Source organism: Sphingobium chlorophenolicum, assembly GCF_000722875.1.
GTDB classification, from domain to species: Bacteria; Pseudomonadota; Alphaproteobacteria; order Sphingomonadales; family Sphingomonadaceae; genus Sphingobium; species Sphingobium chlorophenolicum.
In genome coordinates this window covers 35,784-59,907 of record NZ_JFHR01000012.1, presented here as the reverse complement: position 1 = coordinate 59,907, position 24,124 = coordinate 35,784, and the positions used below count along the sequence as shown (strand labels likewise).

Here is a 24,124-nt window from a genome sequence, read left to right as displayed (position 1 = left end):
AAACGCCGTTCACTTCACCAATTCAATCATGGAAAGGAACCGTCATGCCCATGTCCAATGACGCCCGGCTGTCCCCCCACAGCCATGAAACCCGCCAAGGCCTGATCGCCGCCATCATGCAGGCTTTCTGCGCACTCCACCGCATCGCCTGGTCGGCGCCCTGGGCGGAGGAACGTCGGTGAAGTCCCTCAAAAATCGCCAAGAGGATCAGAGGGGACTTGCGCATTCCGCGCCATGCGCCACTTTGCCCGCGTGTCCGATTCCCGCCTTTCCCCTCTTCCCGATCTTCCCCCTCCGCCGCTCGCGCTACTGAGCGGGGCTTCGCTGTTCCTCGACTTCGACGGCACGCTGGCGCCGATCGCGGATACGCCCGACGGCGTCGTGGTGGACGGGGAACTGCTTGCCCTGCTGGAACGGCTGCGCGAGCGGCTGGACGGTCGCCTCGCCATCGTCAGCGGCCGCTCCGTCGCGACGTTGCGGGATCTGGGCTTTGGCGCCTTCCTGCTGGCGGGCACCCACGGGCTGGAATTCGCGGAACCGGGCGAACTGGCGGAGGCCCCCGCCCGCCTGCCCGCCGTCGATGACGCGGAGGCGGCCTTCCATTCCTTCGCCACCCACAAGCCCGGCCTGCTGGTAGAGCGCAAGACGATCAGCGTCGGCCTTCATTTTCGCGGCGCTCCGCAATGGGGCGATGCAGCCCGCGATCTGGCCGAAGGGCTGGCCGACCGGCTTGGCCTGGCCTTGCAACCGGGCAAGATGCTCTATGAATTGCGGCCCGGCGGCGCGGACAAGGGTACGGCCGTCCGCACCCTGATGCAACGCAGCCCGATGGCGGGCGGAAAACCTGTCTTCATCGGCGACGACGTGACCGATGAAGAGGGCTTCGCCGTCGCCCGCGACCTGGGCGGCGCGGGCGTTCTGGTCGGCGCGCCCAGGGCCACGCTGGCCGCATTCTCTTTGGAACAGGTTGCCGCCGTCAGGCATTATCTCGCGCAGGGGGTCGCTGGTACCGGCTGATCCGACGGTCCGGCGCCCCTGTCGTGCACGAACAAGGGGGACCGACCGATAGCGATGCAGAAGAAGGACGTGATGGGCGGCGGCGAGCGTACGCTCGACCTCTGGCCCATCGGCAATTGCCAGGCATCGGCGCTGATCGACCGCGCCGGACGGATGATCTGGGCGTGTGTGCCCCGCGTAGACGGCGATCCCGTCTTTTCGGCATTGCTGGACGATGCCGCCTGGGACGCCCCGGACGCTCGCGGCTTCTGGGCCATCGAACTGGAAAACTGCACCCGGATCGAACAGCATTATGTCCGCAACACGCCAGTGCTGGTCACGCGCCAGAGCGACGATCAGGGCAATGCGATAGAGCTTTACGATTTCTGCCCCCGCCACAAACATATGGGCCGCATGTATCGTCCGGTGGCGTTCGCCCGCATTGTCCGGCCCATTTCGGGAAGCCCCCGCGTCCGTGTCAGGCTGCGCCCGACCACCTCCTGGCATTCGGAAAAGGTGCCGATCAGCTATGGTTCCAACCATATCCGGCTGGTGCTGTCCTATATGGCGATGCGCGTGTCCACCAACGCGCCCATCGGCCTGATCAGCCAGGAAAGCTGGTTCCGGATCGAACATGACATGCATTTCTTCATGGGGCCGGACGAAAGCTTTTCCGACGCGCTCCGTCCCGCGGTGGAGCGGATGCTGGACGACACTATCCTGGAATGGCAGATGTGGGTCCGGGGCCTGGCCATCCCAGCCGAATGGCAGGAGGCGGTCATCCGGTCCGCCATCACCCTCAAGCTCTGCCAGCATGAGGAAACCGGCGCCATCGTCGCGGCGCTGACCACCAGCATCCCCGAACATGCCGACAGCGGCCGCAACTGGGATTATCGCTACTGCTGGATCAGGGACGCCTATTATACGGTCGAGGCGCTGAACCGGCTGGGCGCGCTGGACGTGCTGGAAAGCTATCTCGTCTATCTGCGCAACATCGTCGACGGTGCGCGGGGCGGCCATATCCAGCCGCTCTACGACGTGCGCGGCAACGCCACGCTGGAGGAGCGGGAGGCGCGGAACCTGCCCGGATATCGCGGCATGGGACCGGTGCGGATCGGCAACGCCGCCTATGCGCAGGTCCAGCATGACGCCTATGGCCAGATCGTCCTCTCCTCCGTCCAGGGCTTCATCGACCAGCGCCTGCTGCGCATGGCCGGAGAGGCGGATTTCGAGGCGCTGGAGGCGGTGGGCGAGCGGGCCTGGCAGGTCTATGACCAGCCCGACGCGGGCCTTTGGGAATTGCGCACCCGCGCCCATGTCCACAGCTATAGCGCGGTCATGTGCTGGGCGGCGTGCGACCGCCTGGCCCATGCGGCGATCGCCGTGGGGCAACCGGAGCGCGAAGTCCATTGGCGCGAGCGGGCGGAGGTCATGAAGGCCCGCATCCTGCAATCCGCCTGGCGGACCGACAGCAACGCCATCTCCGCCAATTTCGAGGACGATGCGCGGGATGCGTCGCTGCTCCAACTGCTCGACCTGCGTTTCCTGACGGCGGACAATCCCATGTTCATCGGCACGCTGAAGGCGCTGGAGCAGGATCTGCGGCGCGGCAACGACATGCTGCGCTACAGCGCGCCGGACGATTTCGGGGAGCCGGTCACCGCCTTCAACGTCTGCACATTCTGGCTGATCGAGGCGCTGCACCGCACCGGACGCGGCGAGGAGGCGCGGGCCCTGTTCGAGGAGATGCTGTCCCGCCGCACCGCCGCCGGGCTGCTGTCGGAGGATATCGACCCCGCGACCGGGGAATTGTGGGGGAACTATCCCCAAACCTACTCATTGGTCGGCATCATCAACTGCGCCGTGCTCTTGAGCAAACCATGGAGCGTGATGCGATGAGGCGCCTTGATTGGAGGCTCCGGCCATGAGCCGATTGATCGTCATTTCCAACCGGGTCAGCAGGCCCGGCAAGGCCGGCAATCAGGGCGGCCTTGCCGTCGCCCTTTCCCAGGCGCTGCGGGAAAGCCGGGGCATATGGGTCGGCTGGTCGGGCGAGGTCACGGAAAATTTCACCGGCCAGATCGGCTTTTCCGAGGATGACGGCGTCAAGACGGCGACCATCGACCTGGAAGAGCAGGACGTCGACGAATATTATAATGGCTATGCCAACAAAACGCTGTGGCCGCTGTTCCATTTCCGCATCGACCTGGCTGAATATGAGCGCGATTTCGAGGGCGGCTACAACCGCGTCAACCAGCGCTTCGCGGACACCACCAGCCCGCTGATCGAGCCCGAAGACATCATCTGGGTCCAGGATTATCACATGATCCCGCTGGGCCGGATGCTGCGCGACCGGGGCCATGACAATCGAATGGGCTTTTTCCTGCACATTCCTTGGCCGCCGACCCGGCTGCTGGTGTCGCTGCCCCATCATACCAAGCTGGTGGAGGCGCTGTTCGCCTATGATGTCGTGGGCTTCCACACAGAGGAATGGCTGGAATCCTTCCGCCATTATGTGGAGCGGGAGATGGGCGGGTCGGTGGACGGCGACCTGGTGACGCTGGGCGACCGGACCATCCAGGCCATCGCCTGCCCGATCGGCATCAACGCGCAGGCGTTCGCCACCGCCGCTGTCAGCGAGGCGGCCAGCGACATGTACGAAAAGGTCCGCCGATCATTGCAGGACCGCGCCATGATCGTCGGCGTCGACCGGCTGGACTATAGCAAGGGGTTGGAGGAACGGTTCAACGGCTATGCCCGCTTCCTGAAGGACCATGCCGAACATCATCGCAACGTCGTGCTGACCCAGATCGCCCCGCCGTCTCGTGGGGAAGTGGAGAGCTACCAGCAGATCCGCGCCACGCTGGACGCGCTGGCGGGCCGGATCAACGGCGAATATAGCGATGTCGACTGGACGCCGATCCGCTACGTCAACCAGGGCTATCCCCGCGACAAGCTGGCGGGCATCTATCGCGCCGCGAAGATCGGGCTGGTGACGCCGCTGCGCGACGGCATGAATCTGGTCGCGAAGGAATATGTGGCCGCGCAGAACCCCGACGATCCGGGCGTTCTCATCCTGTCGCGCTTCGCCGGGGCGGCCCAGCAACTCAAGGACGCGCTGCTGATCAATCCCTATAGTCCGGAGGAAATGTCCGACGCCATCACTCGCGCTCTCGCCATGCCTCTCGACGAGCGCAAACGCCGCTGGCGCGCCATGATGGACAGCGTGGAGCAGCAGGACATAAGCTGGTGGCGACAGCGCTTCACCGAACGACTGATGGCGGTGCAGCGCAAGGGCGAAGTGAAGACGGAAGCGGAACCGGCTTAACTTTCCTGCATCCGCCGTTACTGTCGCAACGATGGAAGATGAGGAACAAGCAAGCGGCCCGATTGCCGCCATCCGCGCCCGGTCGGGCGTCATATTGGACGCGGTGGGCCTTGCGGGCTGGCTCGCGCTGATCTGGCTCATGTTCGGGGACGTATTGTAGCGGCCCATATATTTGCACCCTTGCCCACTTTGGTCTAAGGGCCAGCCCAAGCAGCCCCGGCACCCGCTGATCCTTTCCGATTCGCGTTTGCCGGGGCACATTCATTCTTGGGAAGACAGGAACCGCGCATGGCCCGTCGCCGCCAAATCTACGAAGGCAAGGCAAAGATCCTTTACGAAGGCCCGGAGCCGGGCACGATCATCCAATATTTCAAGGATGACGCGACCGCCTTCAACGCCCAGAAGAAGGGCACGATTTCGGGCAAGGGCGTCCTGAACAACCGCATTTCCGAGCATATCTTCACCCTGCTCGGCCAGATCGGCGTTCCCACCCACTTCATCCGCCGCCTCAACATGCGCGAGCAGCTTGTCCGCCAGGTCGAGATCGTTCCGATCGAGGTCGTGGTGCGCAACGTCGCCGCCGGTTCGCTCAGCAAGAAGCTGGGGATCGAGGAAGGGACGCAGCTTCCCCGGACGCTGATCGAATATTGCTACAAGGACGACGCGCTGGGCGACCCGCTGGTGTCGGAAGAGCATATCGCCTGCTTCGGTTGGGCCACGCAGGACGAGATGCACGACATCGCCGACATGGCGATCCGCATCAACGATTTCATGTGCGGTCTGTTCGCGGGCATCGGCATCCGCCTGATCGACTTCAAGCTGGAATTCGGCCGCCTGTGGGACGGTGACTATAGCCGCGTCATCCTGGCCGACGAGATCAGCCCGGACGGCTGCCGCCTGTGGGACATGGCGACCGGCGAGAAGCTGGACAAGGACCGTTTCCGCCGCGACCTGGGTGGCGAAGTCGAGGCTTATCAGGAGGTCGCCCGTCGTTTGGGCCTGATGCCCGAAGGCGTCGATACGACCGTCCTCGACCTGGACACCCACCGCAAGAAGCGCAGCAAGGACTGACGAAATTCGGCGCGCTGCTCAGGCGAGCAGCGCGTCCACCAGCAGCTTGATGCCCAGCAGCACCATCAGCACGTAGATGAGCGTGTAGAAACGCGCCGCATCCACCCGCTTCACCAGCACCACGCCCGCCAAGGTCGCCGCGACGGCGACGGGAATCAGCGTCGCGGTCGCCAGCAGGTTGGTCCGGGTGAACTGCCCCAGCGCGGCATAGGCGGGCACCTTCATCCAGTTCATCGTGGCGAAGGTGACTGCCGTCGTCCCGACCAGCATATCGCGAGGCAGGCGCTTGGGCAGCACCCACATCTGGAAGGGCGGCGACCCCGCATGGGCGATCTGGCTGGTGAAGCCGCTCGCCATGCCGAACAGCACGCCGATCCAGCTTGGCGAATTGGACGGCAGCACCATCGCGCCGCCACGCTCCACCCAGAGCCGTTGCAGGCCGAACAGCGCCGAAATCAGGCCCAGCACGCCCAGCACCGCGACTTCGGAAACCTGGGCCGCGAAGACATAGCCGATGGCGACCCCCATCGCCATTCCCGGCAGCATGACCTTCGCTATATGCCGGTCCCAGCTATGGCGGAACGACCAGACGCTGACCGCGTCCTGCAGGATCAGGATGGGCAGCAGGATCGCCGCCCCCTTCACCGGGTCCACGCCCAGCGCCATGATCGGCATGGCCAGCGCCCCCACCCCGGCGAACCCGCCCTTGGCGAGGCCGGACAGGATCACGGCCGCGATGGCGCACGCATAATAAAGATATTCCTGATTCATGGCGCCCGCCTAAAGCAACGCCACCGATCAGGAAAGCATAATGCCTTGCCTGCGGGAGCCGACGGGATTAGGGGGTGCGCGAAAGCCTGATTACGGAGTTCCCTGCCCCATGAAAGCCCGCATCTTCGTCACCCTAAAGGGCGGTGTCCTCGATCCGCAGGGCAAGGCGATCCACCACGCGCTGGAAGGCCTTGGCTTTGGCGGGGTCAATGACGTGCGCGCAGGCAAGCTTATTGAGCTGGACCTGGCGGACGGCACCAGCGACGAGGATATCGACGCCATGTGCCGCAAGCTGCTGGCGAACACGGTGATCGAAAACTACCGCATCGAAAAGGCCTGAGCCATGAAGAGCGCCGTCATCGTCTTCCCCGGCAGCAATTGCGACCGCGACCTCGCCGTGGCGTTCGAGGCGGCGACCGGCGCGAAGCCCGCCATGGTCTGGCACCGCGATACCGAACTGCCGGACGATATAGACCTGATCGGGGTGCCGGGCGGCTTTTCCTATGGGGACTATCTGCGCTCCGGCGCGATGGCGGCCCGTTCGCCGGTGATGCAGGCGGTGGCGAAGGCGGCTGACCGGGGCGCCTATGTGCTCGGCATCTGCAACGGTTTCCAGGTGCTGACCGAGAGCGGTCTGCTGCCCGGCGCGCTGCTGCGCAATGCGGGTGGACATTTCGTGTGCCGCGACGTCGCGCTGACGGTCGAGAATGCGCAGAGCGCCTTCACCAGCCGCTATGAGGCGGGCGAAGCGATCAGCTTTCCGGTGGCGCATCATGACGGCAATTATTTCGCCGATGCGGCGACGCTGGACCGGCTGGAAGGCGAAGGCCGGGTGGCGCTGCGCTATGCGGAGAGCGTCAACGGGTCGGCGCGGAACATCGCAGGCATATTGAACGAAGCCGGCAATGTACTGGGCATGATGCCGCATCCGGAGCGCGTGATCGAAGCGGCGCATGGCGCGACCGATGGCCGGCGGCTGTTCGAGGGGCTGGTCGAAGGGCTGCTGGCGCGGGCCTGAGAGGCGCTGGAGCAGGCGACATTGCTGAGGTTATGGAAGGTCAGGAAACTGCGGTTTTCTGGCCTTTTTCCTGTTTTCCATCGAGCGTTTCACCCCGAAGTTCACAGTGTATGCGCGCGCGTGCCTGGGCGCGCATATGCGTGGTGGGGCGATTGGTCGGACGTTTCAAAGAGGGATGCGGGATAGGCTGGCTGGCGTGGAATAGGACAGGCGATATTGTGGCTTGTTGGAGAAATAGGATGTTTTTGGAGAAAGCTGTGGCCATTGGGTTACGCCTGATGCTCAGGCAATCATTCAGGCTCAGGGCCGGATGATTGAAAGGAGAGTCTGAAAACGACCATTTTTTGCCGTTCAAACGTACCGCAGTCATTTCTTAGAAGCCGACAATAGGATTAGACGTTGCCGCCGCCAGCACATCGCTGCAAATTCACGATCATGAGCGACGCAGAATACGAATGGAAACCCCGCCCTCCAAATTTGCGCGAGCGAATCATCGCAGGCGTTTTCGTAACGGTTCTTCTTATCACCCTGGCCAGTAAGTACGCAGGATGGGGCGTATTCGCAGGCTACGAGAAGCAGGTCATAGGCCTGTTGATATTGATTGGATTGATCCTGCTTAGGTTCGCGCCATCGGTTCACCGCCGTTAGCCGACCATTTGTGTTCTTTCGTATTGAGATATACTGATCTCCATAGCGGACATTCAATTCCATGCTAGACAGTGAGTATGAAACGCCTTTTCGACGCCCTGTTTAGCGTCACTCACCTCTGGATTGCTTTTTTTGCGGTCTGGTTTGGCATGGCCTTCGTGGCGATGGAAGCGACAGGCTTGGTCCAACCCGATTATCGAAGGCTGCTGTTCGGGGTGATCCTCGCCTATTGGGGACAAGTGACCGTTCAGTTAGGATTTTTCCGTCGTCGCAAGGCAAGGCAGTAACGATCAGAAGTAGCCTTCCCCGAACACAGATCATATGCTCGACACCAGACATGCCGACAGGGAGTAGGGCGCATCGTGACGGGATTGGCCAGCTTCTTTTTATTTGCGGCAGTGGGGCTTTGCTGGGCACTCGTGCGCGCCTTGAAAAATGGCGTCACCACTTATCAAGGCGTTACTCATACGCGACGAAGCGAGCCATTTAGATTTTGGCTGGCAGTCATTTTTTATGCTGCCATGGCGGCGATTTTTGGTTCGGCTGCGACCAGCATTTGGAGCGCAAATTAAGTGGTCTGCTTCGGCGATCTGAAGTTTGAAACCCGACCGACCGCTAGCCACCCATCTTCGTCATTCCCGCGAAAGTGGGAATCTATCTCTTCACGTTGCCTCAAGCACAAAGGTTGGGAGATGGATTCCCGCTTTCGCGGGAATGACGGAGGGAGGTCGAGGGACGCCTAACCGCCCCGGTGATAGTCATATTCGAAGGGGCGGCCTTCCTGTTTGGTGAGGATCGCGCCGATAATCGCGCCGCCTGCCCGCCGCAGCCGGTCGACCGCCACGCGCAGGCCGCCATGGTGGTTGCGGCCCCATTCAACCACCAGCAGCGTCACCTGCGCCTTGCTCGCGAGCAGGCAAGCGTCGGACAGGCCCAGCACCGGCGGGGCGTCGATCAGCACCGTGTCATAGCGTTCGCGCACGGTCGCCAGCAGGGAGTCCATCGCGGGCGTGACCAACAGTTCGGCCGGGCTGGGCGGGATCGCGCCGCAGGGGAGCAGGGACACGCCCGCCACGCCGCTGTCGACGATGACCTCGTCCATCTTCGCCTGCCCCGTCATCAGTTCGCTGATGCCGCGGGTGGGCGAGATGCCGAACAGGCTGTGCTGCTTGGGCCGCCGCATGTCGGCGTCGATCACCAGAACCCGCTTGTCGAGTTTCGCCAGCGCTTTCGCCAAGGCATGTAGGGTCGAGGACTTCCCCTCCCCCTCCTGCGCGCTGGTGACGAGGATCGAGCGCGGCAGACCCGCCGCCGACCCCAGCAGCAGCGAGGAGGCCATGGGCGCGAAAATCTCCGCCGCCGGTTTCTCGCCCGCCGGGACCGCGCCGAGCAGCGGCAGGTTCACCCGTTCCGCCAGCGTGTCGGCGGAGGTCACCGCGTCATCGAAAATATGCCGTCCGGCCACCGCCATCAGGCCGAGGAGCAGCCCGCCCAATGACGCGAACAGCATGGTGACACCGATATTGGGCGAGGATGGACGCGATGGCACCGCCGCCCGGTCCAGCGGCTGGATGCGGCCCGCCTGGAAGCCCGCCTGGGAAGCCATGTCGCGATAGCGCTGGAGCAAGCTGTCGTGCAGCAGGCGATAGGTGTCGACCTGGCGCTCCAATATGCTCATCTGTACGCCGCGCCCGCGTTCGGCCTGGGCCTGCCGCTCGACCTTGGCGATTTCGGACTGGATCTGCCTTTCGCCATGGACGGCGACGTCGAACTGTTCCTTGAGCGAGGCGCGGATGGTGTTCGCCATCCCCTCCGCTTGATCGTCCAGCGCGGCCAGCCGGGCGCGGGCTTCGCGCATTTCGGGGTGGGCGTCCTTGCGGAACTGCCGTTCCTGCACGACCTGCGCCCGCGCCTGCGCCCGTTCCGTCATGATCTGCTGCATCGCGCCGTTGTTCAGCACTTCGGGCAGGGTTTCGACGCTGGACAGGCGGGCGCTTTCCCAGCGTTTCTGCGCGGCGATGCGGTCCGCCGTGGCCTGAGCGCGGAAGGCGTTGAGCTGCGCCAGCCGGGTCGCGGTGGTGCCTTCGGGCGGGGCGCTTTCGCCATCGTTCGATTCCGGCGGCGCTACCGCCCCGGTGTTGGCGGCATAGACCGCCAGATCGCGCTCCGCCCGTTCCAGATCCTTGCGCGCCCCGTCCAGTTCGCCCAGCAGGAAGCGGCGGGCCTGAACGCCGGATTCGAAGCCGCGTTTCAGATCGGCGCGGATCAGGCTGTCGGCATAGCTGTTAGCGACCCGCGCCGACAGCACGGCGTTGGCGCTGGTGAAGCCGATGCGGATGACGCGGGACTTGCCCGGCAGTTCGACGTGCAGATTGTCGCGCAGCAGGTTCACAACCATTTCGGTTTCGACCTGTCGCTGACTGAGCGAGCCTGTCCCCCGGTCCGGGCGGCGGACGTCCATGCCGTCGAAGAAGGTGCGGCTGCCGACCAGCGCCAGTTCGCGGGCCACATCCTCCGCCAGGGCACGGCTGCGCAGCACTTCCAGTTCGGTCTGCATCAGCGATTCATTGTCGGATGGGGTCGCCGGCCTTTGCGCGGCGGCAGCGCCAGCGGCCCCGGCGGGGACGTCCTCCACCTCGACCGAGGCGGTCGCCCGATAATCGGGGGTGGAGAGCAGGATGAAGATCACGCCCGCCAGCACGCAAAGCGCCATGGTGACGAACAGGATGATGCGATGCCGCCGCACCGCCGTCCATGCGCCGTTCGCGGCGGCGGCGAAGCGCGCAGGGCGGCCCTCCATCGCGGCGTCGATCAGCAGGCCCGGCCCCGCCATCAGAGTCCCCCATCCAGCGCGACGAAGCCCGCGCCGACCGCTGGCAGGGCGAGCAGCGCGCCGCCCAATATCGCCTTGGCCCGCGACAGGCCGACGATGATCGTGTCGCCGGGCAGGATTTCAGGATCGGGCGCCTGCCCCTTCCGAATCGCGCCGAGGTCGAACATCGCCGCCTTGCGCTGGCCGTCCGACTGGCGGACCACGACGATCCGGCTGAGGCTGGCGAGACGGGTTGGCCCCTTGGCGAGGGCGACCGCCTGTTGCAGGCCGAGGCGGCCGTCGAGGGGGAACAGGCCCGGTTCGCGGACTTCGCCGTCCACGGTGATGCGGCGGCCCACCGCCTTCTTGACGAACACCGTCACCTGCGGGGAGACAAGGTAGCGGTCACCCAGACGGCCTGCGATGACGTCAGAAGCCTCGCTCGCGGAAAGGCCCGCGATGGAGACGTCGCCGATCAGCGGCATGCGCACCATGCCCGCCGCCGTCACCTGCGCGTCCTCCAGCGACAGGCCGGGTTCATGATAGACCTGGATGCGCAATATATCGTCGGGGGATATGCGGTAATCGACGCCAACGGCCGGAGCGGGCGGGATGGCGGCATAGGCGCCCTCCCCCCTTGGCGCATCCTCCACGGTCGAGCAGGCGCCGAGCAGCGCGCAGGCCAGGGCCATGACCAGCGCCTGGCTCTTGCTGTCGGTGGGCCGGTTCATGCCGCTGGAAAATCCCCGCAATTTAATCGGCACGCAGGAAGCATGCCGTTGCGGGCGGGGTTAACGGCGCGGCGGGGACATGGCAACCATGCGCTCGCCCGCGCCGCCGATCAGATGGCGATCCGGGCCTGATCCGGGGCAGTCTGACCGGCACTTGGTCGCCGGGGCTGATCCGGCCAGACGCCGCGGGTGTCGTAGACCGCCTTGTCGGCGCGTTCGTCCACCGGAACGGATTTGAAGACATCATGATCGACAAGAATGACGAAAACGCCGCATTGTTCCAGAGCCGTATCGAGATCGATCAGGTCGGCCCCGGTTCCGGCGAATTCCATCGGCAGGTCGTGGGCATAGGGTTCGACCAATTTGATGCGGCGGCCATAGCGCTTGGCGAGGCGGGCGGCGACCTTCACGGCGGGGCTTTCGCGGAAATCGTCGATATTGGGTTTGAAGGCGAGGCCGAGGCAGGCGATCTGCTGTCCCGGATATTCGTCGATCAGGTCGGAGGCTTTCGCGACGACATAGTCGGTCTTGCCGTCATTGACTTCGCGGGCGGTGCGGATGAGGCGGCTGTTTTCCGGGTCGCCATGGACGATGAACCAGGGATCGACCGCGATGCAGTGACCGCCGACGCCGGGGCCGGGCTGGAGGATGTTGACGCGGGGGTGACGGTTGGCGAGGCGGATGACTTCCCACACGTCTATGTCCATGCGTTCCGCGATGACGGACAGTTCGTTGGCAAAGGCGATGTTGACGTCGCGGAAGCTGTTTTCGACCAGCTTCACCATTTCGGCGGCGCGGGCGGAGGTGGTGATGCAGGCGCCGCGCACGAACTGGCGGTAGAAGCCCAGCGCCTTGCGGGCGCAGCGCGGGGTGATGCCGCCGATGCAACGGTCATTGTCGATCAGTTCGACCAGGATGCGGCCGGGAAGGACGCGTTCGGGGCAATATGCGATGGCGATGTCGCCCGCCACGCCGGGTTCGGGCATCTTCAGGTCAGGGCGGAGTTGCGCGAAGAGGTCGCGCATGGCTTCGGTGGTGCCGACCGGTGAGGTGGATTCGAGGATCACCGTGTCGCCGGACTTCAGGACTTGAGCGACGGTGCGGGCGGCCTTCAGGACATGGCTGATGTCCGGGGCGCGGTCTTCGGCGACCGGGGTGGGGACGGCGATGATGAAGACGTCGCTTGGCTCGACCGTCAAGCTGGCGCGCAGGTTGCCGCGGGAGACGACACCCTGAACGAGGCCGTCAAGGTCGACTTCCTCGATATGGACGCGGCCGCTATTGACCGTCTCCACCACATGGGCGCTGACGTCGACGCCCACCACCTGCGCGCCGCCGCGAGCGATCAGGGCAGCGGTCGGCAGGCCGATATAGCCCAGGCCGATGACGGATACCTTCTGCTGGAGCTTTTCGAGGGGCATTGAGGAGTCCTGGGAAGCCGATGATTGGCCTCGCTTTGTGACGGGAAATGCTGAAGATTTCGGTAACGGACTGCCTGTCCCCAATTCGTCATGCTGAACTTGTTTCAGCATCTATCGTGCCCCCACAGGCTGCGGAGCGGGAGGAGAAATGGATGCTGAAACAAGTTCAGCATGACGGGTTCGAACTCAGGCCGCCTCGTTCATATCGGCCCGCGCACTGGCGGCGATGATGTCGGCGATGCGCTCTGCCGCGTGGCCGTCCCCAAAGGGGTTATGGGCGCGAGACATGGCGGCGTAGGCGGCTTCGTCATCCAGCAGAGCGAAGACCGACTGGACGATCTTTGCGCGGTCGGTGCCCACCAGTTTCGCCGTGCCAGCCGTCACGCCTTCGGGACGTTCGGTCGTCTCGCGCATCACCAGCACGGGCTTTCCGAGCGAGGGCGCTTCCTCCTGCACGCCGCCGCTGTCGGTGAGGACGAGGTGGCAGAGGTCCAGCAGGCGGACGAAATGGGGATAATCCAGCGGCTCGATCATCGCGACATTGGGCAGGCCGCCCAGCACCGCGTCCATGACCGGGCGGACATGGGGGTTGGGATGGACCGGGAAGATCGCCGCCACGTCCGGGCGCTCCGCTATGTCAGCGATGGAGCGGGCGATCGCCTCCATGCCGCCGCCGAAATTCTCCCGCCGGTGGCTGGTGACGGCGACGATGCGCTTGCCCGCGAAGCGCCGGGCCAGATCGTCAAGGCCGGACGCGAGGCCGGGTTCGGCCAGCACGCGCCGGCGGGTGGCAAGCAGCGCGTCGATCACGGTGTTGCCGGTGACGTGGATGGTCGCCGGGTCGCGACTTTCGGCCAGCAGCGCGTCGGCGGCGGCCTGCGTCGGGGCGAAGTTCATGTCGGCGATGCAGGCGACGACGCGGCGGTTCACCTCCTCCGGCCAGGGGTGATGGATGTCGCCGCTGCGCAGGCCCGCCTCGACATGGGCGACGGGAATCTTGCGGTAATAGGCGGCAAGGCTGGCGACCATGGTGGTAAGGGTATCGCCATGGACGACCACGCGGTCGGGCTTCTCCGCGTCGAAGGCCTTGCCCAGTTCCACGATCAGCTTCGCCGTCAGGCCGTCCAGCGTCTGGTTCGGCGTCATCACGTCCAGGTCGATGTCCGGAGCGATTCCCGCGATCTCCAGCACCTGGTCCAGCAGGCCGCGATGCTGCGCGGTTACGATCAGGCGGGTTTCCACATCCTCCCGCGCCCGCAGCGCGTGAATCACCGGAAACAGCTTGATCGCTTCGGGGCGCGTCCCGAACACCAGCGCAACCTTCATTTGCCGTCCTTTGCAAGCCGTCTTTCGGATAAGGCCTTGGCAGAAAATGGTAACCATCCCCTGAACATGGGTAATCCCGACGCCCGCTTTCGCATTGGCGGACAGCTATGCTAGAGGCCAGCTAAACCATCTTCCCAATCGAGGGCTGCGTTATTTTATGAAGATCACGATGATCGGCACGGGCTATGTCGGGCTGGTGTCAGGGGCCTGCTTTGCGGATTTCGGCCATGACGTGGTGTGCGTGGACAAGGATGCGGGCAAGATCGCCGCCATCGAATCCGGGCGCATGCCGATTTTCGAGCCGGGTCTGGACCATCTGGTGGGCAGCAATGCGGCGGCGGGGCGGCTGACCTTCACCACCGATCTGGCGGAAGGCGTGAAGGGCGCGGACGCGATCTTCATCGCCGTGGGCACGCCTTCGCGGCGCGGCGACGGGCATGCGGACCTGAGCTATGTCTATGCGGCGGCGAAGGAAATCGCGGAATCGCTGGACGGGCCGACAGTGATCGTCACCAAGTCCACCGTCCCGGTCGGCACCGGCGACGAAGTGGAGCGGATCGTGCGGGAAGCGCGGCCCGATCTGGACATCCAGGTCGTGTCCAACCCCGAATTCCTGCGTGAGGGCGCGGCCATCGGGGATTTCAAGCGGCCGGACCGGGTGGTCGTGGGCACCACCGGCAGTGAGCGCGCCATGGACGTGATGGCGCAGGTCTATCGCCCGCTGAACCTGAACCAGGCGCCGGTCATGTTCACCGGGCGGCGGACAGCGGAACTGATCAAATATGCCGCCAACGCCTTCCTGGCGACCAAGATCACCTTCATCAACGAAATGGCGGACCTGTGCGAAGCCGTCGGGGCGGAGGTGCAGGACGTGTCGCGGGGCATTGGCCTGGACAACCGGATCGGGTCGAAATTCCTGCATGCCGGGCCGGGTTATGGCGGGTCGTGCTTCCCGAAGGATACGCTGGCGCTGGTGAAGACCGGGCAGGATTACGACACGCCGATCCGCATCGTGGAGACCGTCGTGCAGGTGAACGACCTGCGCAAACGGGCCATGGGGCGCAAGATCGTGAAGGCGCTGGGCGGCGAGGCGCGGGGCAAGACGGTCGCGCTGCTGGGCCTGACCTTCAAGCCCAATACCGACGACATGCGCGACGCGCCCAGCCTGGCCATCGTCCAGGCGCTGGAGGATGCGGGGGCGAGGATCGTCGCCTATGATCCCGAAGGCATGGAGGTCGCCGCGCCGCTGATGCCGGGCGTGAGCATGGCGAAGGACGCCTATGAGGCGGCGACCGGGGCCGACGCGCTGGTGCTGGTGACGGAATGGGACGCGTTCCGGGCGCTGGACCTGAAACGGCTGGCGGCTTCGATGAACGGGGCGGTGCTGGTCGACCTGCGCAACATCTATCCGCGGCGGGAGGCGGAGGCGGCGGGCTTTTCGCTGACTCGGGTCGGGGGCAAGGGCGTCAACGTCTGATGCTGCTGAAACCAGAGGGAGGGCGCGACGGACGCGCCCTGCCCCGGCTGCATCATTGGGCGATGGCGACGGCTGCTTTGGTGGCGATCATGCTGGTCGTGCCGGTGATTGCGGGGTTGAGCTGATATAGCACCGTGCTCCTGCGCAGGCGGGAACCCAGATCGGAAGTCGGAACTGGGCTCCTGCCTTCGCAGGAGCACGTTATCTTATGCTCATCCCTATGCTCACCCTGATCAGGCCTTAAGCTTCCATCCCCGCTTGAGCAGCGCATAGCAGAACAGGCCCAGCGCGATATTCAGGCCCAGCAGCACCAGGCTGCCCACCACCACATCGCCGTCTGCCGCCGCGACGAAGCCGTAGCGGAAGCCGGAAATGGCGTAGAAGAAGGGGTTGGCGTGGCTGATGGCGCGGAAGGCAGGCGCCAGCCGGTCGATGGAATAGAAGGTGCCCGACAGCAACGTCATCGGCCCGATCACGAAATTGGAGATGGCGGCGGCATGGTCGAACTTTTCCGCCCAGATGGATGTCAGCACGCCGATGAAGGCGGTCAGCCCCGCGCCCATCAGCCCGAACCAGAGGATGGCCCAGGGATGCGCCGGGGTGACGTGCACGCCCGGCCACAGCGCCATGGCCGCCCATAGCGCCAGCCCGACGCAGAAGGCCCGCGTCACCGCCGCGCCCACCAGCGCCAGCAGCAATTCCCCGACCGACAACGGCGGCATCAGATAATCGATCAGCGTGCCCTGCATCTTGCCCGCCAGCAGGGAGAAGCTGCTGTTGGCGAAGGCGTTGTTCATCATGCCCATGATCATCAGGCCCGGCGCGATGAAATCGGCGAAGGGCACGCCCAGCACATGCCGATTGGCGCCGCCCAGCGCCAGGGTGAAGATGACCAGGAACATCAGCGTCGTCACGGCGGGCGCCCATATGGTCTGGAGCTGCACCTTCATGAAGCGCCGGATTTCCTTCCGGTAGAGGGCGCGGGTGCCCGCCCAGTTGACGTTGCGGATGACCAGCTCGCCCGGTTCATGGAAAGGCGGCCGGTGCGACGGGGAGGCAGCAATTTTGGACTGGTCGTTCATGGTCGGATCGACTATCGGCTGAGGGGTTGTGCCGCAAGGGCGTTATGCGCGGGAAATTGAACCCCGCGCCTGCGCGCCCCATATAGGGCGCGAATTTGAGATTTTGAGGAGTCATTCATTGTCCTGGACCGACGAGCGCATCGACCAGCTCAAGGCAATGTGGGAACGGGGCCTGACCGCCAGCCAGATCGCGGACGAACTGGGCGGGGTCAGCCGCAACGCCGTGATCGGCAAGGCGCACCGCCTGGGCCTGCAATCGCGTCCTTCCCCGGTGAAAGCCAACGAAGCGCCGAAAAAGGCCGCCCCGCCCCCGCGCAAGCCCGCGCCTGAGGCGGAAGCTCCAAAACCAGCCGCTCCGGCGCAGCATGCTTCGCCGGTCCGGACCGTGCCCCCCGCCGCGCCCGCCCCTGCTCCGGTTGCGGCCGCAGCGGAAACGGAAGCGCCAAAGCCACAGCCGCGCATCATCTCCGTCGGCCCCGGCGGCTTCCTGCGTCAGGGGCCGGGCGACCAGCAGGCGCCGATCCCCCCTGCCCCGCCGCGCCGCCTGGTGCCGGCCAAGCCCAGCCCGGAAATCGCGGGCAAGACGTCGCTGCTGGACCTGACAGAGCGCATCTGCAAATGGCCGATGGGCCATCCGGGCGAACCGGACTTCCATTTCTGCGGCGAAGCGGTGAATCCCGGCTTCCCCTATTGCGTCGAGCATTGCGGCCGCGCCTATCAGGCGCAGTTGCCGCGCGGCACGCGCCGTCCGCCGCCGCCCCTGCCCTTCGGCGGGCCGCGGGTCCGCTGATCGCCTGATTTCGGCATGAAAAAGGGCCGCTCCCGCCGGGAGCGGCCCTTTTTCATTGGTTTCTGCCGGGATCAGGCGCCAAGATCAGGCGATGGTCAGCCCGACGTCGAGGTTATTGCGGGTGGCGTTGGAATAGGGGCAGATCTGGTGCGCCGCCTCGACCAGCTTTTCCGCGTCGGCGCGTTCAACGCCCGGCAGGCTGATTTCCAGATCGGCGGTGAGGCCGAAGCCGCCCGCCGAACGCGGGCCGATCCCGACCGTCGCGGTGACGCTGACATCCTGCGGCACGCGGATCTTCAACTGGCCGCCCGCGACCTTGAGCGCGCCGATGAAACAGGCCGAATAGCCCGATGCGAAAAGCTGTTCGGGGTTGGTGCCGTCGCCGCCGGGGCCGCCCAGTTCCTTGGGGGTGGACAGCTTCGCGGCGAAACGGCCGTCTTCCGTGCGGGCTTCGCCGTCGCGGCCGCCGGTGGCCGTGGCGCGGGTGACATATTTCACATCGATGGACATGGGCTTGCTCCTTTATAGTCCGCGATAATCATTATCGCGATAAACATTAAATATGCGAGTCGCGGCCCCTTGTCCAGCATTTATTTATCGCGATATCTATTTTCGTGCTATGAAAGCCGCAAAGGAGACCGATCATGTCCGCCGCCCTTCCGCTCGACGACCAACTCTGCTTCTCTCTCTATGCCGCCAGCATGGCCATTAGCCGCGCCTACAAGCCGATGCTGGATCGGCTGGGCATCACCTATCCGCAATATCTGGTGCTGCACGCCCTGTGGGAGCAGGACGGCCGCACCATCGGCCAGATCGCGGAGCGGCTGTCGCTCGAATCCAGCACGGTGACGCCGCTGGTCAAGCGGCTGGAGGCGGGGGGCTTCCTGACCCGCGCCCGCAGCGCGGCCGACGAGCGGCGCGTCGATGTGCGCCTGACGGAACGCGGAGCGGCCATGCGGGAGGAATGCGGATGCCTGGGCGAGGCGCTGCTGGAACGGTCGGGCATGGACGGAGCGCGACTGGCCGACCTCAACGGGCAGGTGAAGCAGTTATGGAGCGCGTTGCGGGAGCCGACCTCCTGACCAACGCGTGCTTGCGCCCGCCGCCTGCCTGCTTATAGCTTGTGCCCATGTCCGAAGACCTGTTCGCCGCAAATTCCTCCACCGCCGCGCAATATGACGCCTCCGCCATTGAAGTGCTGGAGGGGCTGGAGCCGGTGCGCCGCCGCCCCGGCATGTATATCGGCGGCACGGACGAGCGGGCGCTGCACCATCTGGCCAGCGAAGTGCTGGACAACAGCATGGATGAAGCCGTGGCGGGCCACGCCACGCGGATCGAAGTGCTGCTGGAGCCGGGCAACAGGCTGACCATCACGGACAATGGGCGCGGCATCCCCGTCGATCCGCATCCCAAATTTCCGGGCAAGTCAGCGCTGGAGGTGATCCTGACCACGCTGCATTCGGGCGGCAAGTTCAGCGACAAGGCTTATGCGACATCGGGCGGCCTGCACGGCGTCGGCATCAGCGTGGTCAATGCGCTGTCGATCAACACGGTGGTCGAGGTGGCGCGCAACAAGGAATTGTTCCGCCAGAGCTTCACGCAGGGCCTGCCCAGCAGCGGGCTGGAGAAGGTCGGCGCGGCGCCCAACCGGCGCGGCACGTCGGTCAGTTTCATCCCCGACACGGAGATTTTCGGGGAGCAGAAGTTCAAGCCGTCCCGCCTCTACCGGCTGGCGCGGTCCAAGGCCTATCTGTTCGCGGGCGTGGAAATCCGGTGGAAATGCGCGCCCGAACTGATCGCCGACGACACCCCGGCCGAGGCGGTGTTCCAGTTTCCCGGCGGCCTGGCGGATCATCTGAAGGAACAGGTGGGCGACCGGGAATGCGCGACCAGCGCCTTCTTCTCCGGATCGCAGGATTTTCCCGATGCCGCGGGGCGGGTGGAGTGGGCCGTCGCCTGGCCGCTCTGGTCGGACGGTAGCTATAGCTGGTATTGCAACACCATCCCGACGCCCGACGGCGGCACGCATGAGACCGGCCTGCGCGCCGCTTTGGTGAAGGGCATCCGCGCCTTTGGCGAACTGGTGGGGCAGAAGAAAGCGAAGGACATCACCGCAGACGACATCGTGACCTCTTCGGAGATCATGCTGTCGGTCTTCATCCGCGACCCGCAGTTCCAAAGCCAGACGAAGGACCGGCTGACCAGCCCGGAGGCGGCGCGGCTGGTCGAAAATGCGGTGCGCGACCATTTCGACCATTATCTGTCCGACCATATGGAACGCGGCAAGGCGCTGCTCGCCTATGTGCTCGACCGGATGGACGAGCGGCTAAAACGCAAGCAGGAGAAAGAGGTCAAGCGCAAGACCGCGACCAACTCGCGCAAGCTACGCTTGCCGGGCAAGCTGACCGACTGTTCCAACGACGATCCGGAAGGCGCGGAGATTTTCCTGGTCGAGGGGGACTCGGCGGGCGGATCGGCCAAGCAGGCGCGGGACCGCAAGACGCAGGCGATCCTGCCCCTGCGCGGCAAGATATTGAACGTCGCGTCGGCCAACACCGCCAAGATCCTGGCCAATCAGGAAATTGCCGACATGATCCTGGCGCTGGGCTGCGGCACGCGCAAGGACTGCAACCCCGATCATCTACGCTACGAACGCATCGTCATCATGACCGACGCCGACGTCGACGGCGCGCATATCGCGACGCTGCTGATGACATTCTTCTTTCAGGAGATGCCGGAACTGGTGCGGCGCGGGCACCTCTATCTGGCGCAGCCGCCGCTCTATCGCCTCGTTGCCGGAGGCAAGAGCCTCTACGCGAAGGACGATGCCCATCGCGAAGAAATCCTGCGCAAGGAATTCAAGGGCAAGAAGGTCGAGGTCAGCCGCTTCAAGGGGCTGGGCGAGATGAATCCGGGCCAGTTGCGCGAAACGACGATGGACCCCAAGACCCGCAGCCTCATCCGCGTGACCCTGCCCGACGATATCGAGGACCGGCAGCAGGTGCGTGAACTGGTCGAACGGCTGATGGGCACCAATCCGGCGCATCGCTTCGCCTTCATTCAGGAAAATGCGGCGACGGTGGATGAGGAGGCGATCGACGCCTGAAAATTGCCGGGCGGCAAATGGCCGGCAATTTTTTGCCTACCGCGGCGTTAACCAGCGCGGGGCACCGGATGTTCAATTTTCGGCGCGATACGGGCAAGCATGTCAGGCTTCGTCCCGTCCTCCCGCCCGGCCCTTTGCCGCATCGCGCTTCGCGCCGCCCCTGCGCTACTGCTGGCGACGGCAGGCAGCCATGCCTTGGCTCAGGCTCCGCTGGGGGCATTCCCGGAGGCCTTCGGTCAGGGCCGCGTCGCCTACACGCCCGCCGACCGGGTTTCCGCCAATCTTCTCGCAGGCGGCATGAGCCGTCTGGCGGCGATCAGCGCGCAGCAGGGCGGCGCGGTCAATCCGGCGCCCTGGATCGCGCAACCGGCCGCTCCGGATGCGATCGTCAACGACCGGCGCATCAACGATTTCAGCGGCAAATTGCCCGGCTGGCGGTTGCAGGGCGTCCAGCTTTCCGTGGTGAGCTATCGCCAGCCCGAACTGGTGCCGACCTTCATGCGGGGCTTCCTTTCACCCCCCACGGCTGGCGCGCTTCCGCAGGCGAGCGCCTTCGTCATGCCGGCTCGCCCGGTTCCCGCCCTTTCGGGCCAGGTCATACCGCCGCGCAGCGGGCAACCCGATGTGTTCGGATCGGTCGCCATGCCGATTTCCCGGACGCTGCTGGACGGCAAATGGGCTTCCGTTTCGGCGGGGCTGCCCGGCAAGGGGATCTGGAGCGGCGTCCTGAACGCGGCGCGGGGATCGGCGGCGCAGCAGCAGGTCGAAATGATCAATAGCTGGGTCAACGGGCGGCTGCGCTTCGTGGACGACCGGCAGGGCGGCGATAACTGGGCGTCGGCGGCGCGGACGCTGCAAAATGGCGTCGGCGATTGCGAAGATTATGCCATCGCCAAGATGAAGCTGCTGGAAGCAGCCGGTTTCGACCGGCACGCCATGTTCCTGGTCATCGCCCGCGATCTGGTGAGGCAGGCTGATCACGCCGTGCTGGCGGTGCGGATCGGCGGGGAATTGATGATTCTGGACAATATGACCGACCGGGTGCTGCCCTCGTCCAGCGTCAGCGATTACCGGCCGATCATGAGCTTCAACGCCTTTGGGCGGTGGACTCACGGCTATCGGGTAACGACGCCGGCGAAGGTGCAATTCGCGGCGCGGTGAACAAACCTTCCTGGTGAATCGTGCTCCTGCGTAGGCAGGAGCCTAGCTCGGATGGCAGAACTGGGCTCCTGCCTTCGCAGGAGCACATTTTATGTGCGCGGAAGGCTTACCGTTCCCGCAACGCTTCCGAGCGGGCCTTCATGATGGGTTTCAGCAGATAGGCCAGCACCGACTTGCGACCGGTCATGATCTCCACATCGCACACCATGCCGGGCGTGATCGGCAGCTTGTGCGCGCCTGAACCGAGCCAGGCGCGGTCGGTTTCCACCACCACGGTGAAATAGGCTTCGCGGGTCGCCTCGTCATAGACGCTGTCGGCGGAAACCTGCTGCACCGTGCCGGTCAGGCCGCCATAGATGGAGAAGTCATAGGCCGTCACCTTCACCACGGCGCGGTCGCCGGTCTTGATGAAGGCGATGTCGTTGGGCTTCACCCGCGCCTCCACCAGCAGTTTTTCGCCGACGGGGACGATCTGCATGATCTTCTGCCCCGGACTGACATAGCCGCCGATGGTCGTCACCTGCACGTCGTTCACCACGCCGTCGACGGGCGAGCGGATCTCCGCCCGCTGCGCCCGTCCCTTTGCACCCCGAAGAGACTCGCTGTTGACGGCGATCTTCGCCTCCAACTGGCTACGCTCGTTGAGCGCGTCCTGACGGAACTGGAAATTCGCTTCAGACTGCTGCGCCTGCGCCTCGCGGATCGCGGCGGAGGCGCGGGAGGCCTGCTGCTGCGCAGCATTCAGGCGGCCTTGCGCGTCCACCAGATCGCGGCGGGCGTCCAGCAATTCGGTCTGCGGGATGATGGATTTGGCAGCGAGCGGCTCCAGCATCGCGACCCGCTGGCGCGCAAGCTGCACGCTGCCGCCCAGGCTGTCGATGGTCGCTTGCGCCTCACCCAGTTCGCGGCGGCGCTGGTCGACCTGAGCGGAGAGCGCATCCTGCTTGCTGCGCAGCGCCGACTGGCGGACGGCGGCCAGCGCCTGTTCCAGCGCGCATTCCGGCCCGCCGGTCGTGCAGGCCGCGCCTTCGCCCGTGCCTTCCCGTTCCAGACGCCCGGCGCGGGCGGTCAGGGAACGCGTTTCCGCCTGAATCTGGCCCAGTTCGGACGCCAGCATCGCATCGTCCAGCCGCACCAGAAGTTGGCCCTTGCTTACCTTCTGCCCGGACCGAACGAGGATTTCCTCTATGGTGGTCGGTTCGGCGGACTGGATGACCTGCGCCTTGCTGGACGGGATCACCCGGCCCTGCCCGTGCGTCACCTCGTCCACCGGGGCGAGGCTGGCCCACATCAGGAAGACCAGCATGCCGCCGCCGCTGTAGAGAATGACCTGCTTGTTGCCCGGTTGCCCCCGCAGCCAGTTGATCCAGCGCGAAATCATGGTTGCACCCCTTGGATATGATGGTCGTCCGCCGCCAGTGTGACCGGCCCAGTCCTCGATTCACCTTTCTGTTGGCGGGCGAGCATGTCGCCCAGCGCGCCGCCGCTTGTCTGAGGATCTGGGATGGAGAGCTTCCAACCCTTGGTCGGGTCCATGCGGCCGCCGACATCGTTCGCCGCCCGCCGTTCGGGCAGGGCCGCGACGGGCGGATAGTCGATGGCCGGTTCGGCCGCCGCGGCGAAGCGCGACGGATCGAAGGCGGGGATATGCTCGCCGCCCGCATAGCGGCCGGTGAACGCCCCCGGCATGCCCCAGCCGCCCGGCCAGCGGTAGAAGATATGCGCGCCGATCTGCGCCAGCTTCGCCAGATGCGGGGCCCAGCGCGGGAACACATAATCGGCATGATAATGGGTGGCGGTGCCGACTTGCCTTTCGACCCGGCCGGTCAAGGCATCGGCGGCGATCCGTTTCGCCCTGGCCCAGAGGTCGGGTAGCGGGCGGCGGGCCATCGAACCGTCGCAGACGAAGCTGAACTGGCAGACCGACGCGTCGAAGCGCTGATAGACGACGCCGCACACCGTCTTGGCGAAGGCGGGGTGGCGGACGCGGTTCAGCACCACCTGCGCGACGGCGCGCTGGCCGCTTTCGGGTTCGCGGGCGGCTTCATAATAAACGGCCTGGGTCAGGCATTGGAGAGCGCGGTCATGGTCCTCGCCTGCGGCGGCGATCGCGCGGAAGGGCTTGGCGGAGGCGATGGCGCCGGAGAAGCCGAGACGCTGGTTTTCCTCGCGGGCCTTGTCGCCTTCGGCCTCTGGGGCAGTTTGCTCCGTCATCTGGACCAGCGCCAGATATTGACGGGGGATAGCAGGTGCGGATTCGGTGATCTTGGCCTGCATGACGGGCTGGGGTTGGTCGTGGTGCCAGAGTGCGGCCAGAGCAGCCGTGGCGGCTAATGCAAAGCCGATAGCCGCAACGCCCCGTGTTCCTGCGAAGGCAGGAACCCAG

27 protein-coding genes are annotated in these 24,124 nt (G+C 65.2%); 17 read left to right on the top strand and 10 right to left on the bottom strand.

All coding sequences use genetic code 11. The features are described 5' to 3' along the window. Positions 1–44: 44 nt before the first annotated feature. The 6 genes from BV95_RS24285 (at position 45) to purC (ending at position 5,395) form a co-directional block, all read left to right on the top strand. A complete protein-coding gene (locus tag BV95_RS24285; RefSeq protein WP_169804652.1) occupies positions 45–182 on the top strand; it encodes a hypothetical protein in 138 nt (45 codons plus the stop codon). A 70-nt stretch (positions 183–252) separates the two neighbouring features. Next, positions 253–1,017, top strand: coding sequence for a trehalose-phosphatase (gene otsB / locus BV95_RS07375; protein ID WP_037449588.1), 765 nt, complete (start codon positions 253–255; stop codon positions 1,015–1,017). A 54-nt stretch (positions 1,018–1,071) separates the two neighbouring features. Beyond that, on the top strand, positions 1,072–2,895 hold the full coding sequence (locus tag BV95_RS07370) for a glycoside hydrolase family 15 protein (RefSeq protein WP_255265413.1): 1,824 nt from the start codon (positions 1,072–1,074) through the stop codon (positions 2,893–2,895). Between the two features lie 25 nt (positions 2,896–2,920). After that, complete coding sequence (gene otsA, locus BV95_RS07365) at positions 2,921–4,324, top strand: alpha,alpha-trehalose-phosphate synthase (UDP-forming) (protein ID WP_037449436.1); 1,404 nt, start codon at positions 2,921–2,923, stop codon at positions 4,322–4,324. Between the two features lie 31 nt (positions 4,325–4,355). Further along, positions 4,356–4,484 carry a hypothetical protein gene (locus BV95_RS24725; RefSeq protein WP_255265412.1) on the top strand — a complete coding sequence of 43 codons (129 nt, stop codon included), beginning with the start codon at positions 4,356–4,358 and terminating at the stop codon, positions 4,482–4,484. 128 nt (positions 4,485–4,612) lie between these two features. Then, on the top strand, positions 4,613–5,395 hold the full coding sequence (gene purC / locus BV95_RS07360; protein WP_037449433.1) for a phosphoribosylaminoimidazolesuccinocarboxamide synthase: 783 nt from the start codon (positions 4,613–4,615) through the stop codon (positions 5,393–5,395). Between the two features lie 18 nt (positions 5,396–5,413). Here the strand turns inward: purC and BV95_RS07355 are convergent, their stop codons facing one another. Continuing rightward, on the bottom strand, positions 5,414–6,166 hold the full coding sequence (locus BV95_RS07355; RefSeq protein ID WP_037449430.1) for a sulfite exporter TauE/SafE family protein: 753 nt from the start codon (positions 6,164–6,166) through the stop codon (positions 5,414–5,416). A 109-nt stretch (positions 6,167–6,275) separates the two neighbouring features. Between BV95_RS07355 and purS the strand changes: the two genes are divergently transcribed. After that, entirely contained in the window at positions 6,276–6,506 is a 231-nt protein-coding gene (gene purS / locus BV95_RS07350; RefSeq protein WP_007682101.1) for a phosphoribosylformylglycinamidine synthase subunit PurS, read from the top strand. 3 nt (positions 6,507–6,509) lie between these two features. Further along, positions 6,510–7,184, top strand: a complete 675-nt coding sequence (gene purQ / locus BV95_RS07345) for a phosphoribosylformylglycinamidine synthase subunit PurQ (protein ID WP_037449427.1) — start codon at positions 6,510–6,512, stop codon at positions 7,182–7,184. Between the two features lie 40 nt (positions 7,185–7,224). Here purQ and BV95_RS23480 read toward each other — a convergent pair whose 3' ends face one another. Next, a complete protein-coding gene (locus BV95_RS23480; protein WP_156028610.1) occupies positions 7,225–7,554 on the bottom strand; it encodes a hypothetical protein in 330 nt (109 codons plus the stop codon). A 65-nt stretch (positions 7,555–7,619) separates the two neighbouring features. Here BV95_RS23480 and BV95_RS07340 point away from each other — a divergent pair, with 65 nt between their 5' ends. From BV95_RS07340 to BV95_RS23475, 3 genes are all read left to right on the top strand, one after another. Continuing rightward, positions 7,620–7,832, top strand: a complete 213-nt coding sequence (locus BV95_RS07340) for a hypothetical protein (protein WP_037449422.1) — start codon at positions 7,620–7,622, stop codon at positions 7,830–7,832. A gap of 77 nt (positions 7,833–7,909) precedes the next feature. Next, positions 7,910–8,119: a hypothetical protein gene (locus tag BV95_RS07335; RefSeq protein ID WP_037449419.1), complete on the top strand. Its 210-nt coding sequence runs from the start codon at positions 7,910–7,912 to the stop codon at positions 8,117–8,119. Between the two features lie 75 nt (positions 8,120–8,194). After that, a complete protein-coding gene (locus BV95_RS23475; protein ID WP_156028609.1) occupies positions 8,195–8,404 on the top strand; it encodes a hypothetical protein in 210 nt (69 codons plus the stop codon). 167 nt (positions 8,405–8,571) lie between these two features. Here the strand turns inward: BV95_RS23475 and BV95_RS07330 are convergent, their stop codons facing one another. The 4 genes from BV95_RS07330 to wecB form a co-directional block, all read right to left on the bottom strand. Further along, the gene (locus BV95_RS07330; protein WP_037449416.1) at positions 8,572–10,665 is read right to left on the bottom strand and encodes a GumC family protein; all 2,094 of its coding nucleotides are present in this window, start codon (positions 10,663–10,665) and stop codon (positions 8,572–8,574) included. Then, complete coding sequence (locus BV95_RS07325; RefSeq protein WP_037449414.1) at positions 10,665–11,375, bottom strand: polysaccharide biosynthesis/export family protein; 711 nt, start codon at positions 11,373–11,375, stop codon at positions 10,665–10,667. Before BV95_RS07325 ends, BV95_RS07330 begins: the two co-directional genes overlap by 1 nt. 110 nt (positions 11,376–11,485) lie before the next feature. Next, positions 11,486–12,796: a UDP-N-acetyl-D-mannosamine dehydrogenase gene (wecC, locus tag BV95_RS07320; RefSeq protein ID WP_037449411.1), complete on the bottom strand. Its 1,311-nt coding sequence runs from the start codon at positions 12,794–12,796 to the stop codon at positions 11,486–11,488. A gap of 186 nt (positions 12,797–12,982) precedes the next feature. After that, complete coding sequence (gene wecB / locus BV95_RS07315) at positions 12,983–14,122, bottom strand: non-hydrolyzing UDP-N-acetylglucosamine 2-epimerase (protein ID WP_037449408.1); 1,140 nt, start codon at positions 14,120–14,122, stop codon at positions 12,983–12,985. 157 nt (positions 14,123–14,279) lie between these two features. Between wecB and BV95_RS07310 the strand changes: the two genes are divergently transcribed. Continuing rightward, positions 14,280–15,599, top strand: a complete 1,320-nt coding sequence (locus BV95_RS07310) for a UDP-glucose dehydrogenase family protein (protein ID WP_037449405.1) — start codon at positions 14,280–14,282, stop codon at positions 15,597–15,599. Next, positions 15,599–15,724, top strand: a complete 126-nt coding sequence (locus BV95_RS24720) for a hypothetical protein (protein ID WP_255265411.1) — start codon at positions 15,599–15,601, stop codon at positions 15,722–15,724. Before BV95_RS07310 ends, BV95_RS24720 begins: the two co-directional genes overlap by 1 nt. A gap of 108 nt (positions 15,725–15,832) precedes the next feature. Here the strand turns inward: BV95_RS24720 and BV95_RS07305 are convergent, their stop codons facing one another. After that, complete coding sequence (locus BV95_RS07305) at positions 15,833–16,681, bottom strand: ABC transporter permease (RefSeq protein WP_013846353.1); 849 nt, start codon at positions 16,679–16,681, stop codon at positions 15,833–15,835. Between the two features lie 118 nt (positions 16,682–16,799). Between BV95_RS07305 and BV95_RS07300 the strand changes: the two genes are divergently transcribed. Continuing rightward, complete coding sequence (locus BV95_RS07300) at positions 16,800–17,471, top strand: GcrA family cell cycle regulator (RefSeq protein WP_037449402.1); 672 nt, start codon at positions 16,800–16,802, stop codon at positions 17,469–17,471. An 84-nt stretch (positions 17,472–17,555) separates the two neighbouring features. Here BV95_RS07300 and BV95_RS07295 read toward each other — a convergent pair whose 3' ends face one another. Next, positions 17,556–17,981 (bottom strand): organic hydroperoxide resistance protein, encoded by a 426-nt coding sequence (locus BV95_RS07295; RefSeq protein ID WP_037449399.1) that lies wholly within the window; start codon positions 17,979–17,981, stop codon positions 17,556–17,558. A gap of 134 nt (positions 17,982–18,115) precedes the next feature. Between BV95_RS07295 and BV95_RS07290 the strand changes: the two genes are divergently transcribed. From BV95_RS07290 to BV95_RS07280, 3 genes are all read left to right on the top strand, one after another. Further along, positions 18,116–18,553, top strand: a complete 438-nt coding sequence (locus BV95_RS07290) for a MarR family winged helix-turn-helix transcriptional regulator (protein ID WP_013846350.1) — start codon at positions 18,116–18,118, stop codon at positions 18,551–18,553. 47 nt (positions 18,554–18,600) lie between these two features. After that, positions 18,601–20,577 (top strand): DNA topoisomerase IV subunit B, encoded by a 1,977-nt coding sequence (gene parE / locus BV95_RS07285; RefSeq protein ID WP_037449396.1) that lies wholly within the window; start codon positions 18,601–18,603, stop codon positions 20,575–20,577. Positions 20,578–20,676: 99 nt separating this feature from the next. Further along, positions 20,677–21,738 (top strand): transglutaminase-like cysteine peptidase, encoded by a 1,062-nt coding sequence (locus tag BV95_RS07280; protein ID WP_037449394.1) that lies wholly within the window; start codon positions 20,677–20,679, stop codon positions 21,736–21,738. 106 nt (positions 21,739–21,844) lie between these two features. Here BV95_RS07280 and BV95_RS07275 read toward each other — a convergent pair whose 3' ends face one another. Then, a complete protein-coding gene (locus BV95_RS07275) occupies positions 21,845–23,119 on the bottom strand; it encodes an HlyD family type I secretion periplasmic adaptor subunit (RefSeq protein ID WP_037449391.1) in 1,275 nt (424 codons plus the stop codon). Next, positions 23,116–24,015: a cell wall hydrolase gene (locus tag BV95_RS07270; RefSeq protein WP_051749650.1), complete on the bottom strand. Its 900-nt coding sequence runs from the start codon at positions 24,013–24,015 to the stop codon at positions 23,116–23,118. The genes BV95_RS07275 and BV95_RS07270 overlap by 4 nt, the downstream gene beginning before the upstream one ends. Positions 24,016–24,124 lie beyond the last annotated feature (109 nt).

Excerpts from the sequence above, each read along its gene's own strand:
- BV95_RS07340 (WP_037449422.1), top strand. The coding sequence starts at position 7,620 with ATGAGCGACGCAGAATACGAATGGAAACCCCGCCCTCCAAATTTGCGC.
- BV95_RS07270 (WP_051749650.1), bottom strand. The coding sequence starts at position 24,015 with ATGCAGGCCAAGATCACCGAATCCGCACCTGCTATCCCCCGTCAATAT.
- BV95_RS24285 (WP_169804652.1), top strand. The coding sequence starts at position 45 with ATGCCCATGTCCAATGACGCCCGGCTGTCCCCCCACAGCCATGAAACC.
- wecC (WP_037449411.1), bottom strand. The coding sequence starts at position 12,796 with ATGCCCCTCGAAAAGCTCCAGCAGAAGGTATCCGTCATCGGCCTGGGC.
- BV95_RS07280 (WP_037449394.1), top strand. The coding sequence starts at position 20,677 with ATGTCAGGCTTCGTCCCGTCCTCCCGCCCGGCCCTTTGCCGCATCGCG.
- purS (WP_007682101.1), top strand. The coding sequence starts at position 6,276 with ATGAAAGCCCGCATCTTCGTCACCCTAAAGGGCGGTGTCCTCGATCCG.
- otsA (WP_037449436.1), top strand. The coding sequence starts at position 2,921 with ATGAGCCGATTGATCGTCATTTCCAACCGGGTCAGCAGGCCCGGCAAG.
- BV95_RS07275 (WP_037449391.1), bottom strand. The coding sequence starts at position 23,119 with ATGATTTCGCGCTGGATCAACTGGCTGCGGGGGCAACCGGGCAACAAG.
- BV95_RS24725 (WP_255265412.1), top strand. The coding sequence starts at position 4,356 with ATGGAAGATGAGGAACAAGCAAGCGGCCCGATTGCCGCCATCCGCGCC.
- BV95_RS07330 (WP_037449416.1), bottom strand. The coding sequence starts at position 10,665 with ATGGCGGGGCCGGGCCTGCTGATCGACGCCGCGATGGAGGGCCGCCCT.
- purQ (WP_037449427.1), top strand. The coding sequence starts at position 6,510 with ATGAAGAGCGCCGTCATCGTCTTCCCCGGCAGCAATTGCGACCGCGAC.
- BV95_RS07310 (WP_037449405.1), top strand. The coding sequence starts at position 14,280 with ATGAAGATCACGATGATCGGCACGGGCTATGTCGGGCTGGTGTCAGGG.
- BV95_RS23480 (WP_156028610.1), bottom strand. The coding sequence starts at position 7,554 with ATGACTGCGGTACGTTTGAACGGCAAAAAATGGTCGTTTTCAGACTCT.
- wecB (WP_037449408.1), bottom strand. The coding sequence starts at position 14,122 with ATGAAGGTTGCGCTGGTGTTCGGGACGCGCCCCGAAGCGATCAAGCTG.
- BV95_RS07355 (WP_037449430.1), bottom strand. The coding sequence starts at position 6,166 with ATGAATCAGGAATATCTTTATTATGCGTGCGCCATCGCGGCCGTGATC.
- BV95_RS07290 (WP_013846350.1), top strand. The coding sequence starts at position 18,116 with ATGTCCGCCGCCCTTCCGCTCGACGACCAACTCTGCTTCTCTCTCTAT.
- BV95_RS24720 (WP_255265411.1), top strand. The coding sequence starts at position 15,599 with ATGCTGCTGAAACCAGAGGGAGGGCGCGACGGACGCGCCCTGCCCCGG.
- BV95_RS07335 (WP_037449419.1), top strand. The coding sequence starts at position 7,910 with ATGAAACGCCTTTTCGACGCCCTGTTTAGCGTCACTCACCTCTGGATT.
- BV95_RS07305 (WP_013846353.1), bottom strand. The coding sequence starts at position 16,681 with ATGAACGACCAGTCCAAAATTGCTGCCTCCCCGTCGCACCGGCCGCCT.
- BV95_RS07370 (WP_255265413.1), top strand. The coding sequence starts at position 1,072 with ATGCAGAAGAAGGACGTGATGGGCGGCGGCGAGCGTACGCTCGACCTC.
- purC (WP_037449433.1), top strand. The coding sequence starts at position 4,613 with ATGGCCCGTCGCCGCCAAATCTACGAAGGCAAGGCAAAGATCCTTTAC.
- BV95_RS07295 (WP_037449399.1), bottom strand. The coding sequence starts at position 17,981 with ATGTCCATCGATGTGAAATATGTCACCCGCGCCACGGCCACCGGCGGC.
- parE (WP_037449396.1), top strand. The coding sequence starts at position 18,601 with ATGTCCGAAGACCTGTTCGCCGCAAATTCCTCCACCGCCGCGCAATAT.
- BV95_RS07325 (WP_037449414.1), bottom strand. The coding sequence starts at position 11,375 with ATGAACCGGCCCACCGACAGCAAGAGCCAGGCGCTGGTCATGGCCCTG.